The sequence below is a fragment of the Micromonospora sp. C41 genome (assembly GCF_018070485.1).
Lineage (GTDB): Bacteria > Actinomycetota > Actinomycetes > Mycobacteriales > Micromonosporaceae > Micromonospora > Micromonospora chalcea.
In genome coordinates, this window is sequence record NZ_JAGPXP010000042.1 from 24,146 (window position 1) to 38,053 (window position 13,908).

General features: G+C 74.6%; 13 protein-coding genes. 3 read left to right on the forward strand and 10 right to left on the reverse strand.

Annotated features, from left to right (window positions below):
• Positions 1 to 134 precede the first annotated feature (134 nt).
• From ruvB to ruvC, 3 genes are read right to left on the reverse strand one after another with little or no spacing between them, the layout of a single operon-like run.
• Positions 135 to 1,199: a Holliday junction branch migration DNA helicase RuvB gene (gene ruvB / locus KBX43_RS28765; protein ID WP_064448528.1), complete on the reverse strand. Its 1,065-nt coding sequence runs from the start codon at positions 1,197 to 1,199 to the stop codon at positions 135 to 137.
• On the reverse strand, positions 1,196 to 1,798 hold the full coding sequence (ruvA, locus tag KBX43_RS28770; protein ID WP_043324978.1) for a Holliday junction branch migration protein RuvA: 603 nt from the start codon (positions 1,796 to 1,798) through the stop codon (positions 1,196 to 1,198). Before ruvA ends, ruvB begins: the two co-directional genes overlap by 4 nt.
• Positions 1,795 to 2,322 carry a crossover junction endodeoxyribonuclease RuvC gene (gene ruvC, locus KBX43_RS28775; RefSeq protein WP_030502538.1) on the reverse strand — a complete coding sequence of 176 codons (528 nt, stop codon included), beginning with the start codon at positions 2,320 to 2,322 and terminating at the stop codon, positions 1,795 to 1,797. The genes ruvA and ruvC overlap by 4 nt, the downstream gene beginning before the upstream one ends.
• Before the next feature lie 184 nt (positions 2,323 to 2,506).
• Here ruvC and KBX43_RS28780 point away from each other — a divergent pair, with 184 nt between their 5' ends.
• Both KBX43_RS28780 and KBX43_RS28785 read left to right on the forward strand, forming a co-directional pair.
• Positions 2,507 to 3,289, forward strand: coding sequence for a 3-hydroxybutyrate dehydrogenase (locus KBX43_RS28780; RefSeq protein WP_030502539.1), 783 nt, complete (start codon positions 2,507 to 2,509; stop codon positions 3,287 to 3,289).
• Between the two features lie 14 nt (positions 3,290 to 3,303).
• Positions 3,304 to 5,223: a helix-turn-helix domain-containing protein gene (locus KBX43_RS28785; protein ID WP_209964175.1), complete on the forward strand. Its 1,920-nt coding sequence runs from the start codon at positions 3,304 to 3,306 to the stop codon at positions 5,221 to 5,223.
• 24 nt (positions 5,224 to 5,247) lie between these two features.
• On the opposite strand, the gene KBX43_RS28790 is transcribed toward KBX43_RS28785, so the two are convergent.
• The 6 genes from KBX43_RS28790 to KBX43_RS28815 form a co-directional block, all read right to left on the reverse strand.
• Positions 5,248 to 5,853: a TetR/AcrR family transcriptional regulator gene (locus tag KBX43_RS28790; protein WP_030502541.1), complete on the reverse strand. Its 606-nt coding sequence runs from the start codon at positions 5,851 to 5,853 to the stop codon at positions 5,248 to 5,250.
• An 11-nt stretch (positions 5,854 to 5,864) separates the two neighbouring features.
• Positions 5,865 to 7,433: an MFS transporter gene (locus KBX43_RS28795; protein ID WP_043324981.1), complete on the reverse strand. Its 1,569-nt coding sequence runs from the start codon at positions 7,431 to 7,433 to the stop codon at positions 5,865 to 5,867.
• Positions 7,434 to 7,566: 133 nt separating this feature from the next.
• Positions 7,567 to 8,202, reverse strand: a complete 636-nt coding sequence (locus tag KBX43_RS28800; protein WP_223201133.1) for a transcriptional regulator — start codon at positions 8,200 to 8,202, stop codon at positions 7,567 to 7,569.
• A gap of 88 nt (positions 8,203 to 8,290) precedes the next feature.
• Positions 8,291 to 9,367 (reverse strand): alcohol dehydrogenase catalytic domain-containing protein, encoded by a 1,077-nt coding sequence (locus tag KBX43_RS28805; protein ID WP_231915646.1) that lies wholly within the window; start codon positions 9,365 to 9,367, stop codon positions 8,291 to 8,293.
• Positions 9,364 to 10,806 carry an aldehyde dehydrogenase family protein gene (locus KBX43_RS28810; protein ID WP_043324982.1) on the reverse strand — a complete coding sequence of 481 codons (1,443 nt, stop codon included), beginning with the start codon at positions 10,804 to 10,806 and terminating at the stop codon, positions 9,364 to 9,366. The genes KBX43_RS28805 and KBX43_RS28810 overlap by 4 nt, the downstream gene beginning before the upstream one ends.
• A gap of 48 nt (positions 10,807 to 10,854) precedes the next feature.
• Positions 10,855 to 11,508 (reverse strand): TetR/AcrR family transcriptional regulator, encoded by a 654-nt coding sequence (locus KBX43_RS28815; RefSeq protein ID WP_043324983.1) that lies wholly within the window; start codon positions 11,506 to 11,508, stop codon positions 10,855 to 10,857.
• 87 nt (positions 11,509 to 11,595) lie between these two features.
• Between KBX43_RS28815 and KBX43_RS28820 the strand changes: the two genes are divergently transcribed.
• Positions 11,596 to 12,768, forward strand: coding sequence for an acyl-CoA dehydrogenase family protein (locus KBX43_RS28820; RefSeq protein ID WP_043324984.1), 1,173 nt, complete (start codon positions 11,596 to 11,598; stop codon positions 12,766 to 12,768).
• 56 nt (positions 12,769 to 12,824) lie between these two features.
• On the opposite strand, the gene KBX43_RS28825 is transcribed toward KBX43_RS28820, so the two are convergent.
• Positions 12,825 to 13,862 (reverse strand): aminotransferase class V-fold PLP-dependent enzyme, encoded by a 1,038-nt coding sequence (locus KBX43_RS28825; RefSeq protein ID WP_069087659.1) that lies wholly within the window; start codon positions 13,860 to 13,862, stop codon positions 12,825 to 12,827.
• Positions 13,863 to 13,908: the final 46 nt, after the last annotated feature.

Below are 13,908 nucleotides of genomic sequence, written 5' to 3' on the forward strand. Positions count from 1 at the left end.
GACCTTCCGGTTGGCCTCCGTCCCGGCGCCGGAGGGCGCCGCAGCGGAAGCGGATTCTCACGTCCTGTACAAACCGCGGCGAAGTCTAGTCCCTGCTCCTGAGAAGACCGAATGCGGCACAGATCACGAACGGATCACGGCTGGTCGGTCTGCACCGAGAAGAGATCGGGCCCCGAAGAGGTATCCGCACCAAATGTACCATTCGGCGGGTTGCGACCCAGATGCCGCCAAGCGGCCTCCGTCGCCACCCGCCCGCGCGGCGTACGCGCCAGCAGGCCGGCCCGCACCAGGAACGGCTCGCAGACCTCCTCGACCGTGTCCGGCTGCTCCCCCACCGCGACCGCCAGCGTGGACAGGCCCACCGGGCCGCCCCGGAACGAGTCGACGAGCGCGGTCAGCACCGCCCGGTCGAGCCGGTCCAGGCCGAGCGCGTCCACGTCGTAGACGGTCAGCGCGGCCCGGGCGGTCTCCAGCGTGACCACGCCGTCGGCCCGCACCTCGGCGTAGTCGCGCACCCGGCGCAGCAGCCGGTTGGCGATACGCGGGGTGCCGCGGGACCGGCCGGCGATCTCGGCCGCGCCGTCAGCGGTGATCGGCACGCCGAGGATCCGGGCCGACCGGTGCAGCAGCGTCTCCAGGTCGGCCGGGGCGTAGAAGTCGAGGTGCGCGACGAAGCCGAAGCGGTCGCGCATCGGCCCGGTCAGCAGGCCGGACCGGGTGGTGGCGCCGACCAGCGTGAACGGCTCCACGTCGAGTGGGATGGCCGTCGCGCCCGGGCCCTTGCCGACCACCACGTCGACGCGGAAGTCCTCCATGGCGCTGTAGAGCAGTTCCTCGGCCGGCTTGGCGATCCGGTGGATCTCGTCGATGAACAGCACGTCGCCCTCGGCGAGGCTGGTCAGGATCGCGGCCAGGTCGCCGGAGCGCTCGATGGCCGGGCCGCTGGTCACCCGGATCCCCGCGCCCAGCTCGGCGGCGACGATGTTGGCCAGGCTGGTCTTGCCCAGGCCGGGCGGACCGGACAGCAGGATGTGGTCCGGCGGCGAGCCACGCCGCATCGCGCCCTGCAGCAGCAGGTCGAGCTGGTCCCGGACGCGGTCCTGGGCGATGAACTCGGCCAGCCGCTTCGGCCGGACGCTCGCCTCCGCGTCCCGCTCGGCGTCGTCGACGTACGCCGAGACCAGGTTCTCCCCGCTCATCGGGTCCGGCCCAGGAGGCGGATCGCCTGCTTGAGCAGGACCGGCACCGGCGGCGTCTCACCGTCCACGGTCTCCGCCACCGCGGCCACCGCCTGCTCGGCCTGGGCGGCCGTCCAGCCCAGCCCGACGAGGGCCTGGCGGACCTGCTCCGGCCAGGCGCCGGCGGTCACCCCGGCCGCGCCGTCGGCGCCCACCGGCACCGGGCCGATCCGGTCGCGCAACTCCAGCACCAGCCGCTCGGCGCCCTTCTTGCCGATGCCCGGCACCCGGGTCAGCGCCGCGGTGTCGGCGTTGGCGATGGCCTTGCGGACCGCATCAGGCGTGTGCACGGCGAGCACCGCCTGGGCCAGCCGGGGACCGACCCCGCTGGCGGTCTGGAGCAGCTCGAACAGCTGCTTTGCGTCGTCGTCGGCGAAGCCGTAGAGGGTGAGCGAGTCCTCCCGGACGACCAGGCTGGTCGCCAGCCGGGCCGGCTGGCCCACGCGCAGCTCGGCGATCGTGCCGGGGGCGCACTGCACGGCCAGGCCGATGCCGCCCACCTCCACCACCGCGTGATCCGGGCCGGTGGCGGTCACCGTGCCGCGTACGCTCGCGATCATCGCGTCCCTCCTCGTCGGGCCCGCTGCGCGGCCTCGGCCAGCTTGGACCGGGTGCCGCCGCGCCACACGTGACAGATGGCCAGCGCCAGCGCGTCGGCGGCGTCGGCCGGTTTCGGCGGCTCGGGCAGCCGCAGCAGCCGGGTGACCATCGCCGTCATCTGCGCCTTGTCGGCCTGGCCGGAGCCGGTCACCGCCGCCTTCACCTCGCTCGGCGTGTACGTCGTCACCGGCAGCCCGGCCCGGGCCCCGGCGAGCACCGCGACGCCGCTGGCCTGCGCGGTGCCCATCACGGTGCGGACGTTGTGCTGGCTGAACACGCGCTCCACGGCGACCGCGTCCGGGCGGTGCTCGGCGACCAGGTCGGTGAGCGAGCGGTCCAGGTGCAGCAGGCGCAGCGGCAGGTCGTCGGCCGGGTCGGTGTAGACCACGTAGTAGGCCACGAGCGTGCAGGGGCGGCCCGGCACGCCCTCGACCACGCCGACCCCGCACCGGGTCAGCCCCGGGTCGACGCCCAGCACGCGCACGCCGCCTCCTCCCCGAGCCGCCAGCAGTACGTGTGTTCGACACACCCTACTGGTGCCCGCCGACGGCGGGTCGGCCGGACACGCCGGGCGCGGCCGGTGACGCGGCGCACCACACACCCGGGCGGTGGAGTATGTGTCGCCGCCCCATGTGCCAGGGGGCACCCGGCTCGTACGTTCATGCGCCATGACGGCAGAACCCGTGGTGGTCCCCCACGTCGTACACGTCGACCTGACCGGCCGTACCGCGCTGGTCACCGGCGGCGGCAGCGGCATCGGACGCGCCTGCGCCCTGCGCCTGGCGGCGGCCGGCGCGACAGTGGTGGTGCTGGACCGCGACGAGGCGGCGGCCGGGGCGGTGGCCGCCGAGGCCGGTGGCCGGGCGGTCGGGATCGACCTCGCCGACCCGGCGGCGGTGGACCGCCTCGACGTCGACGCCGACATCGTGGTCAACAACGCCGGCCTGCAGCACGTCTCGCCGGTGCAGGACTTCCCGGTCGAGCGCTTCGAGTACATCCAGCGGGTGATGGTCGAGGCGCCGTTCCTGCTGGTGCGCCGGGCGCTGCCCCGGATGTACGCGAACGGCTGGGGCCGGATCGTCAACATCTCCTCGGTGCACGGGCTGCGCGCCTCGCCGTTCAAGGCCGCGTACGTCTCGGCCAAGCACGCGCTGGAGGGCCTGTCCAAGGTGGTCGCGCTGGAGGGCGCCGCGCACGGCGTCACCGCCAACTGCATCAACCCGGCGTACGTGCGGACCGCGCTGGTGGAGAGCCAGATCGCCGACCAGGCGGCCACGCACGGCATCGGCGAGGACGAGGTGGTCGAGAAGATCATGCTGGCCCGGGCGGCGATCAAGCGGCTGATCGAGCCGGAGGAGGTGGCCGAGCTGCTGGCGTACCTGTGCTCCCCGCCGGCCGCGTTCCTCACCGGCGCCTCGATCGCCCTCGACGGGGGCTGGACGGCGAACTAGTGGCGCCACGCACAATGTCGGTCATGTCGTCGCCGGTCGAGTTCCTGGAGTTGCTGGCGCGCGAGGCCGCCGCGGTCGAGTTCGAGGGTCCGCTGGTGGCCGCGCGCGCCGCCGGGCTGCCCGCCGACCGGCTGGCCGAGCTGGAGCAGGCGAAGGTGGTGGCGCTGCGGGTACGGGCGCTGCTGGCCCGGCGGCGGCGCCGGGAGACCGAGCTGTCCGGCCTGTACGACACCGCGAGCGACCTGGCCGGGCTGCGCGACCTGGACGACGTGCTGCACGCGATCGTGCACCGGGCGCGGATCCTGCTCGGCACCGACGTGGCGTACATGACGCTCAACGACGAGGAGCGCGGCGACACGTACATGCGGGTGACCGACGGCTCGATCTCGGCCCGGTTCCAGCGGCTGCGGCTGGAGCTGGGCGACGGCCTGGGCGGCCTGGTCGCGCAGACCGGCACGCCGTACGTCACCTCGAACTACCAGGAGGACGAGCGGTTCCGGCACACCGGGGAGATCGACGGCGGGGTGGGCGAGGAGGGCCTGGTGGCCATCCTGGGCGTGCCGCTGCGGCTGGGCTCCAGCGTGATCGGCGTGCTGTACGCGGCGAACCGCTCGGCCCGGCCGTTCGCCCGCGAGGAGGTGTCGCTGCTGGTGTCGCTGGCGGCGCACGCGGCGGTGGCGATCGACACCGCGCGGCTGCTGGCCGAGACGCGGGCGGCGCTGGCCGAGCTGTCGGCGGCGAACAGCACGATCCGGGCGCACAGCAGCTCGGTGGAGCGTGCCGCCGCCGCGCACGACCGGATGACCGCGCTGGTGGTGCGCGGCGGCGGGATGGAGGACGTGGCCGCGGCGGTCACCGAGGTTCTCGGCGGCGCGCTGCTGGCGCTTGATGCCGAGGGCCGGCGGCTGGCCCGGGTCGGCGAGATCGAGGAGCCGGACCGGGCGGACATCGTGGAGGCGGTCGCCGCGTCGCGTACCGAGGGGCGCAGCGTGCGCCGGGGTCCGCTCTGGTACGCCGCGGTGGTCGCCGGCGCGGAGAACCTGGGCGCGCTGGTGCTGCGCCCGGACGACGAGCTGGTCGACGCCGACCAGCGCATCCTGGAGCGGGCCGCGCTGGTGACCGCGTTGCTGCTGCTGTTCCGCCGCACGGTGGCCGAGGCGGAGGGGCGCGTGCGCGGCGAGCTGCTGGACGACCTGATCGCCCGGCCGCTGCGCGACGCGGACGCGCTGCGGGCGCGGGCCCGCCGCATCGGGGTGGACCTGGACGCGCCGCACGTGCTGGTGGCGGTCGGCGACGACGCGTTCGCCGAGACCGGCTCGGCCCGGCAGCGGGTGCTGTCCTGGGCCACCACGTACGCCTCGACCCGGGGCGGCCTGGCCGCGGCGCGCGACGGGCGGGTGGTGCTGATGCTGCCGGGCCGGGACGCGGGCGGCGCGGCCCGGGCGGTGGCCCGGGACCTGTCGCGGGTGACCGGGCGGCCGGTGACGGCGGGGGCGAGCGGCCCCTCGACCGGGCCGGCGTCGCTCGCAGTCACGTTCGCCGAGGCGGAGCGCTGCCTGTCCGCGCTGGGCGCGCTGGGGCGGGCCGGGCAGGGGGCGAGCACCGCCGAGCTGGGCTTCGTCGGGCTGCTGCTGGGCGCGGTGGGCGACGCCGGGGACCGGGACGTGGCCGGATTCCTCACCGCGACAGTGGGTCCGGTGGTGGACTACGACGCCCGGCGGGGCACGGCGCTGGTGAAGACGCTGGAGGCGTACTTCGGGGTGGGCGGCAGCCTGGCCCGGGCCGCCGAGCAGCTGCACGTGCACGTGAACACGGTCACCCAGCGGCTGGAACGGGTCGGGCAGCTGCTCGGCGCGGACTGGCAGCGCCCGGATCGGGCGCTGGAGGTGCAGCTCGCGCTGCGCCTGCACCGGCTGCGCACGCCCACTCGCTGAGCGGCCGGGCACTGCGACCCGGTCTCAGCGGACGCGCAGGCCGTCCAGGACGGTGTCCACGATCCGCTCGGGCACCACCCGCTCGTCCCCGGCGTGCCAGTGCAGCATCCGCTGGGTGAGCATCGGCGCGGTGAGCAGCGCCATGGTCACCTCGATGTCGATGTCGGCGCGGAGTTCGCCGCGCTCGATCGCGCGGCGCAGCACCTCGCGCAACGCCTCGCGGCGCGGCTCGACGATCGCCTCGTACGCCTGCCGGTGCGCCGAGCTGCGGTTCACCTCGGGCACCAGGCACGGCATGATCTTGCGGGCCCGGGGGTCGGCGTGCTGGCCGACGGCGCCGACGAGCAGCACCAGGTCGTCGCGGACGGAACGGCCGGCGCAGTGGGGCGCGGGCCCCTTGAGCGTGCGCAGCGCGTCCAGCAGCAGCGCGTCCTTACCCGGCCAGCGGCGGTAGATGGTGGCCTTGCCGACTCCGGCGCGGGCCGCGATCGCCTCGATGCTCAGCGACTCGACGCTGTTGCCCTCGGCCAGCAGGTCGAGTGTGGCGTCCACGATCGCCTCGTCCGCGCGGGTGCTCCGCGGTCGTCCGGGCGACCGCGGAGCATCCGCCGTGGAAGTCATGTCAGACATTGTCCACGAACCTACGCGGCCCCGGCCAGCTCCCGGTCCGTGGCGGGGGTCGCACCACCGGCGGCGGCGACCGGCCGGCCGGGCATCCAGCGCAGCACGATGACGAGGCCGAGCGCGGCCACCACCGCCGAGACGCCGGCGGCCCAGTGCATGGCCGAGACGAAGGAGTCGTTCGCCGCGTCGATGAGTCGCGGCGCGGCCGGGCCGAGCCGGTCGGCGACCGCGTACGCCCCGGAGACCGACTCGCGGGCCGCGTCGCGTACCGGCGCGGGCAGGGCGGCCACCGCCGGGGCGACCTGGTCGCGGTAGACGGCGGAGAGCACCGAGCCGAGCACCGCCACGCCGAGCGCGCCGGCGACCTGCCGCACGGTGTTGCTGACCGCCGACCCGACACCGGCCTTCTCCCGGGGCAGCGACGACATGATCGACTCGGTGGCCGGGGGCATGATGTTGGCCATGCCGGCGCCCTGGAGGAAGCCGAGCGCCGAGAAGATCCAGATCGGGGTGTCCGCGTCGATGAAGACGAACGCGCCCAGCGCGGTGGCGGTGAGCAGCAGTCCGACCGCCGCCACCGACCGGCCGCCGTAGCGGCGGACCATCGCCGCGCTGCGCGGGGCGAAGATCAGCTGGGCCACCGCGAACGGCAGGAACAGCAGGCCGCTCTCCAGCGGGCTGTAGCCGCGGACCAGCTGCAGGTAGAACGCGCCGAAGAACATCACGCCCATGGCGGCGAAGAAGACCAGCCCGACCAGCGCCACCGGGGCGGCGAAGCGGGGCACCCGGAACAGCCGTACGTCCAGCGACGGGTGGTCGCTGCGCAGCTCGTGGGCGATGAACCAGCCGAGCACCGCGAGACCGCCCAGCACCGCTACCCACACCTGCGGCCGGTCGAAGCCGTGCTCGCCGCCGTCGATGATGCCGTACGTGAGCGCGACCAGGCCGACCACCGACAGCAGCACTCCGGGCACGTCGACCCGGCCGGGCTTCGGGTCGCGGGACTCCGGCACCAGGGCCGCGACCAGCACCACGCCGAGCGCCACCACCGGCACGTTGATCAGGAAGACCGAGCCCCACCAGAAGCGCTCCAGCAGCGCGCCGCCGAGCACCGGGCCGATCGCCACGCCGAGGCCGACCGCGCCGGCCCAGACGCCGATCGCCTTGGCCCGCTCACGCGGGTCGAAGACGTTGGAGATGATCGAGAGCGTCACCGGCATGATGGCCGCGCCGCCGACGCCCATGAGCGCGCGGGCCGCGATGAGCTGGGCCGGGTCCTGCGCGTACGCGGACAGCAGCGAGGCCAGCCCGAACAGCGCCAGGCCCAGGATCAGGAAGCGGCGGCGGCCGAGCCGGTCACCGAGCACGCCGAAGGTGAACAGCAGCCCGGCGAAGACGAGCGTGTAGGAGTTGATCGCCCATTCCAGCTCGCCCTGGGTGGCGCCGAGGCCGTGCACCGGGTCGGCGAGGGTGCGCAGCGCGACGTTGAGGATGGTGTTGTCGAGGACGACCACGAGGAGGCTGATCACCAGCACCCCGAGGATCGCCCACCTCCTCGGGTGTCCGGTGTTCCCGTGTGGCTCCACTGCAGGTTCTCCCCCCGGCTCCCCCGCGTCGAAATACGATACGGGTCAGACTCGTAACGGTGACGAGCGTAGGCGCGAGGATTTCGATACGGAACCGGTTCGTATCGAATGTGTGCCAGGTCACTTCTCGGCGTCAGGCGGCGCTACGCAGGCAGGCCAGCGTGGCCTCGCCGAGCGTGGTGAGGCGCTGCGGCACGGCCGAGGTGGGCGGGAACGGCTCGATCCAACCCGGGCCGGCGGCGAGCACCCGTACCCCCGGCAGGTCCCGCCGCAGCCGGACCAGGCGGTACGCGCGGCCGGTCACCGGGGTCTGCGACCAGACCACCACCACCCGCGGACGGACCCGCGCCGCCGCGCTGGCCAGCGCCGACCAGGGCAGGGCCGGGCCGAGGTGCAGCGCGCCGCGCCCGCGCTCGCGCAGCGCCGCGGCGAGCGCGTGCAGCCCGAGGCAGTGTGTCTCGTGCTCGGCGCCGGCCAGCAGCACGCCCTGGGCGGGCAGCGGCCGGGTCGGCTCGCGGCCGAACACGTCCAGCCCGACCCGCAGCCCCTCGGAGAGGGCGTGCTCCATCGCGATCTCGGCGGCGCTGTCGCCGCGCAGCGAGCCGAGCAGCGGCAGGCAGACCTGTTCCCAGGCGGGCACCACGCCGGCCTCGGCGGCCAGGTCGAGCAGCAGCCCGGCGACCTGGTTGTCGTCCAGGTCCTCGGCGGCGGCGGTCAGCCGTTTGCGGGCCGTCTCGGCGGCCCCGGCCGGCATGTTCTCGGTCAGCAACGGACGTACCCCCGGGTAGCTCTCCTACCCAGGGGTTCGCTCGCACCGGCCGATCCGGATGCGCCGACGGCGGATCCGGATCGGCCGGTCAGTCCGGGAAGGTCACCACCCAGCGGGCGCCCTCGCCACGGGACAGCCGCGAGAGTGCCTCGGGCGCCTCCGCCAGCGGCACCGTGCCGCTCACCAGCGGGCCGAGGTCGAGATCACCGGCGGCGAGCGCGGCGGCCAGCTCCGGCACCTCCCGGTCCGGGTCGGTCGAGCCGTACACCGAGGAGCGCAGCGTGCGGGCGGAGTGGAAGATGTCCAGCGCGGAGAGGCTGAGCATGTCGTCCTTGCCGCCCATGCCGACCACTGTGACCGCTCCCCCGCGCCGCGTCGCCCGCCAGGCGGCGCGGATGGTGGCGGACCGGCCGACGCACTCGAAGGCGTGGTCCACGCCGCGCCCGTCGGTGCGCGCCCGGATCTGCTTGCCCAGCGTGTCGTCGGAGCGCAGGAAGTCGGTGGCCCCGGCCGCGAGCGCCAGGTCCCGCTTGGCCTCCACCACGTCGACGGCGAGGATCGGCGACGCGCCGGCCCGCCGCGCGGCGGTCAGCACGGCCAGGCCCACCCCGCCGAGCCCGATCACCGCTACCGACTCGCCGGGCGCGACCCGCGCGGTGTTGCGGACCGCGCCGACGCCGGTGAGCACCGCGCAGCCCAGCACCGCGGCCTGCTCCGGCGGCAGCCCGGCCGGCACCGGTACGGCGGCGCGCTGCGGCACCACCACCTCCTCGGCGAGCGCGCCGAGCCCGAGCGTGACCGCGAGGGGCTCACCGGCGGCCGTCTCACCCCGGGGTGTCGACGGGTTGGGATTGGCCGCGCAGAGCCACGGCTCACCGTGCCGGCAGTGCCAGCAGTCCCGGCAGGCCGGCGCCCAGTTGAGCACCACGGGCGTGCCGACCGCGATCGTCGTGTCCGGCCCGGCCTCGGCCACCACGCCGGTCGCCTCATGGCCCAGCACCAGCGGGTACGCGGGCGCCAGCGTGCCGTCCACCATGGCCAGGTCGGAGTGGCAGATGCCGGCGGCGCGGATGCGTACCCGCAGCTCGCCCGGGCCGGGCGCGGGCAGGCGTACCTCCTCGACCGCCGGGGTCTCGCCCCGGCCGCGTACCACCAGCGCCCTCACCGCTGGATCGCCTTCAGCTCGGTGAACTCCTCCACGCCGTACGCGCCCAGTTCCCGGCCCAGGCCGGACTGCTTGTAGCCGCCGAACGGGGCGAGCGGGTTGAACGCGCCGCCGTTGACGTCCACCTGACCGGTACGCATCCGCCGGGCCACCGCCAGCGCCGCGTCGGGGTCGGCGGACCAGACCGCGCCGGCCAGCCCGTACCGGGAGTTGTTGGCGATGGCGACCGCCTCGTCGGTGTCGGCGAACGGGATCACCGCGAGCACCGGGCCGAACACCTCCTCCTGGGCGAGCGCGCTGTCCGGGTGCACGTCGGCGAAGACGGTGGGCGCGACGAAGTGCCCCTGCGGCGGCAGCGGCGCGTCCGGTCCGCCGGCGACGAGCCGGGCGCCGTCGGCGAGCGCCCGGTCCACGTGGTCGCGTACCCGCCGGGCCTGCGCGGCGGAGGCGAGCGGGCCCAGCCGGGTGGCCGGGTCGAAGGGGTCGCCGAGCCGGTAGCCGGCCACCGCCGCCGCGACCAGGTCCAGGGCCTCGTCGTAGCGGTCGCGGTGTACGAGCATCCGGGTCCAGGCGGTGCAGGTCTGCCCGGAGTTGAGCAGCGCGTTGCCGACGCCGACCTTGACCGCGGTGGGCAGGTCGGCGTCGGCCAGGACGATGTTCGCGGACTTGCCGCCGAGTTCCAGCGACACCCGGGCGATCCGCTCGGCGGCCAGGTGGGCGATGCGCCGGCCGGTGGCGGTGGAGCCGGTGAACGAGACCAGGTCGACGTCGGGGTGCACGGCCAGCGCCTCGCCGACCACCGGGCCGGTGCCGGGCACCAGGTTCACCACGCCGGGCGGCAGGCCGGCGTCGGTGATCGCGTCGAACAGCAGGTACGCGGTGAGCGGCGTCAGCTCGCTGGGCTTGAGCACCACTGTGCACCCGGCGGCGAGCGCGGGCGCGACCTTCGCGACCACCTGGTGCAGCGGGTAGTTCCACGGGGTGATCGCGCCGACCACGCCGACCGGCTCGCGGACGACGAGCGAGTTGCCGACCGTGTGCTCGGCGGCCGGGCGGGCGGCCAGGTCGACCATGCTCCGCAGCACTTTGAGCGGCAGCCCGGCCTGGACGCGGGTGGCGAGCTTGAGCGGGGTGCCCAGCTCGGTGGCCACGGTGCGGGCGATCTCGTCGGCGCGCGCGGCGAGCGCGGTGTGCAGCCGGTCCAGGTGCGCGGCCCGCTGCTCGGGGGCGGTTGCGGCCCAGCCGGGGAACGCGGCGCGGGCGGCGGCGACCGCGCGGTCCACGTCGGCCGGCGTACCGGCCGGCACCTCGCCGATGATGCTCGCGGTGGCCGGGTTCTCCACCGGGACGGTGTCGTCCGACGACGGGTCGGCCCAGTCACCGGAGATGTGCAGGTGGCGGCGCGTCAGCAGGGCGGGCGGGGCGGCGGCGAGATCCATGGCGTCCTTCGGGGGCGGCGGTGAAAACTAGCGGTGGGAGTTTGGACGCTACTCCGGACCGCCGACCCGTTCCAGCGGGGCGACGGTGGCCGCGTACTCGGCGGCGAGGCCGTGCAGCAGCGCGTCCAGGCCGAGCGCGAACGCCCCCTCGTCCACGCTGCGCTGGTGGCCGGCGAGGCGGTGCGCCTGGTTGAGGTGCGGGTGCGCGGCGTAGAGCGAGGGGTCCTCGACGAAGCCGCGGGCGAACGAGCCGAGCGCGGACCCGGCCACGAAGTAGCGCATCGCGGCGCCGATGTGGGTGGCCCGCGCGGGCGGCCAGCCGGCCCGGACCAGCGCGCCGTAGACCGCGTCGGCCATGGCGAGCGCGGCCGGACGGCGGCCCGGCCCCTGCGCCAGGTACGGCACGATGTTCGGGTGCGCGGCCAGCGCGGCCCGGTACGAGCGCGCCCAGCGGCCGAGCGCGTCGAGCCACTCGTACTCGTCGAAGACGCCGATGTCCACGGTCGCCGCGACGCCGTCGGCCACCGCGTCGAGGATCTCCTCCTTGGTGGCGAAGTGGTTGTAGAGCGAGGGGCCGCGTACGCCCAGCGCGGCGGCGAGCCGCCGGGTGGAGAGCGCGTCCAGCCCGTCGGCGTCGATCAGCGCCAGCGCGGTCTCGACGATCCGGTCGCGGGTGAGCAGGGCCTGTCGGGGTCGGGGCACCTGATCATCATCCTCCTTTCGACATCGGGTCTGGACGCGGGAAAACTTCCAGCGCTAGTTTATAGCCAGTCGACCTGAGGGGGAACCGTGGACTTCGCACTGTCCGACGAGGAACGCGCGATCCGGGACACCGTTCGCACGTTCGTCACCCGCGAGGTGATGCCGCTGGAGGCGGAGGTGCTGCGCCGCGAGCGCGCCCACCAGCCCGGCCTCGACCGCTCCGAGCTGCGCGAACTGCAGCTCAAGGCGAAGAAGTTCGGCTTCTGGGGGCTGGCCACCCCGGAGGAGTACGGCGGCATGGCGCTGCCGGCGGTCATGCAGTCGCTGATCTGGACCGAGCTGGGCCGTACCTTCGTGCCGTTCCGCTTCGGCGGCGAAGCCGACAACATCCTGTTCCACGCCACCGAGGAGCAGAAGCGCGAGTTCCTCATCCCCACCATCGAGGGGGAACGGATCTCCTGCTTCGCCATCACCGAGCCCGGCGCGGGCTCCGACGCGGCGAACATCAAGCTGCGCGCCCGCCGCGACGGCGACGACTGGATCCTCGACGGCGAGAAGACGTTCATCACCAACGGCAACGACGCCGACTTCGCCATCGTGGTCGCGGTGACCGACCCGGAGAAGGGCGCCCGCCGCGGCGGCGCCACCGCCTTCCTGGTGGACCGCGCGATGGGCTGGCGCTCGGAGTTCATCCAGACCATGGGCGAGGGCGGCCCGGCCTCGCTGATCTTCGACGGCGTACGGGTGCCGCACCGCAACATCCTCGGCGAGATCGGGCAGGGCTTCACGCTCGGCATGGAGTGGATCGGCAAGGGTCGCTACACCATCCCGTCGCACGCCGTCGGCATCGCCGAACGAGTCCTCCAGATGGCGATCGACCACGCCAACACGCGGGAGACGTTCGGCGCGCCGATCGCCACCAACCAGGCCATCCAGTGGATGATCGCCGACTCGGAGACCGAACTGGAGGCGGCCCGCTGGCTGATCCTGCGCTCGGCCTGGACGGTCGACCAGGGCCTCGACCCCCGGCACGCCTCCTCGATGGGCAAGCTCTACGGCGCCGGCATGGTCAACCGGGTGGTGGACCGCGCGCTGCAGATCCACGGCGGCATGGGCTACACCCGCGAGCTGCCGATCGAACGCTGGTACCGGCAGGTCCGGCTGTACCGGATCTTCGAGGGCACCGACGAGATGCAGCGGCTGATCATCTCCCGGGACCTGCTACGCGGCTACACGAAGATCGGCGGGCACCTGGCCTGAGCGGCCTGAGTGGCCTGGGCGGCCTGAGTGGCCTGGGCGGTCGCCGGGGTGAGCCGTCAGCCGGTCAGCGCCTCGACCGCCCGGTCCACGTCCTCCTCGGTCGTGTACAGGTGGAACGAGGCGCGGACCCGGCCCGCCCGGACCGCCGCGCGCACCCCGGCGCGGGCCAGCCGTTCCTGCGCGTCCGGCACGTCCACGGAGACGATCGCGCTGTCGCCGGGCGGGCGGCCCAGCCCGGTCAGGAACCGGTTGGCCAGCCCCACGTCGTACGCGCGCACCTCCTCCGGATCGAGGTCGGCGAGCAGCTCCAGCGCGGGCGCGGCCCCGACGTAGCACAGCCAGGACGGGGAGATGTCGAAGCGCCGGGCGTCGTCGGCCAGGCGCAGCGGCAGTCCGTAGTAGGAGGCGTGCGGGTCCTTGCCCGCGAACCACCCGGCCGCGTCCGGGCGAATCCGCTCGCGCAGCTCCGGCGCCAGGTAGGCGAAGGCCGCGCCGCGCGGCGCCATCAACCACTTGTACGCCCCGACCACCACCGCGTCCGCCCGGTCCGCGGCGAACGGCAGCCACCCGCACGCCTGCGTGGCGTCGACCACCACGACGGCGCCGTGCGCGCGGGCCGCCGCGACGATCTCGTCGTACGGGGCCACGACGCCGTCGGCGGACTGCACCACGCTGAACGCCACCAGGTCGGTGCCGGCGTCGATCGCGTCGACCAGGCCGGCCAGCGGCACGGTGCGGACCCGCACCCCGCGCTCCTGCTGGACGAGCCAGGGGAACAGGATCGAGGTGAACTCGCTCTCGGGCACCACCACAGTCGCACCCTCCGGCAGGCTCGCCGCGATCGGCGCGACCAGCTGCGACACGGCGGAACCGATGCTCACGTCGGCGGCGTCCACGCCGGTCAGCCGGGCGAACGCGGCCCGGGACCGGTCCACCGACTCGTCCCACACCTCGAACGACACCCGTCCGCCCCGCCAGTCGGCGAGCACCCGCTGCACGGCGTCCCACACCGGCTCGGGCGGCAGCCCGTAGGTGGCGGTGTTCAACCAGCCCGGTTCCGGCTGCCACAACTTCCGTGCCTGCTCCAGCTCCATGCCCCCGACGCTAACCACCCCCACCCCACCCCCGACACCACCAATC

Coding starts and splice junctions, on each gene's coding strand:
- ruvB (WP_064448528.1), bottom strand. CDS start 1,199: ATGAGCGGGGAGAACCTGGTCTCGGCGTACGTCGACGACGCCGAGCGG.
- ruvA (WP_043324978.1), bottom strand. CDS start 1,798: ATGATCGCGAGCGTACGCGGCACGGTGACCGCCACCGGCCCGGATCAC.
- KBX43_RS28780 (WP_030502539.1), top strand. CDS start 2,507: ATGACGGCAGAACCCGTGGTGGTCCCCCACGTCGTACACGTCGACCTG.
- KBX43_RS28785 (WP_209964175.1), top strand. CDS start 3,304: ATGTCGGTCATGTCGTCGCCGGTCGAGTTCCTGGAGTTGCTGGCGCGC.
- KBX43_RS28790 (WP_030502541.1), bottom strand. CDS start 5,853: ATGTCTGACATGACTTCCACGGCGGATGCTCCGCGGTCGCCCGGACGA.
- KBX43_RS28810 (WP_043324982.1), bottom strand. CDS start 10,806: ATGGATCTCGCCGCCGCCCCGCCCGCCCTGCTGACGCGCCGCCACCTG.
- KBX43_RS28825 (WP_069087659.1), bottom strand. CDS start 13,862: ATGGAGCTGGAGCAGGCACGGAAGTTGTGGCAGCCGGAACCGGGCTGG.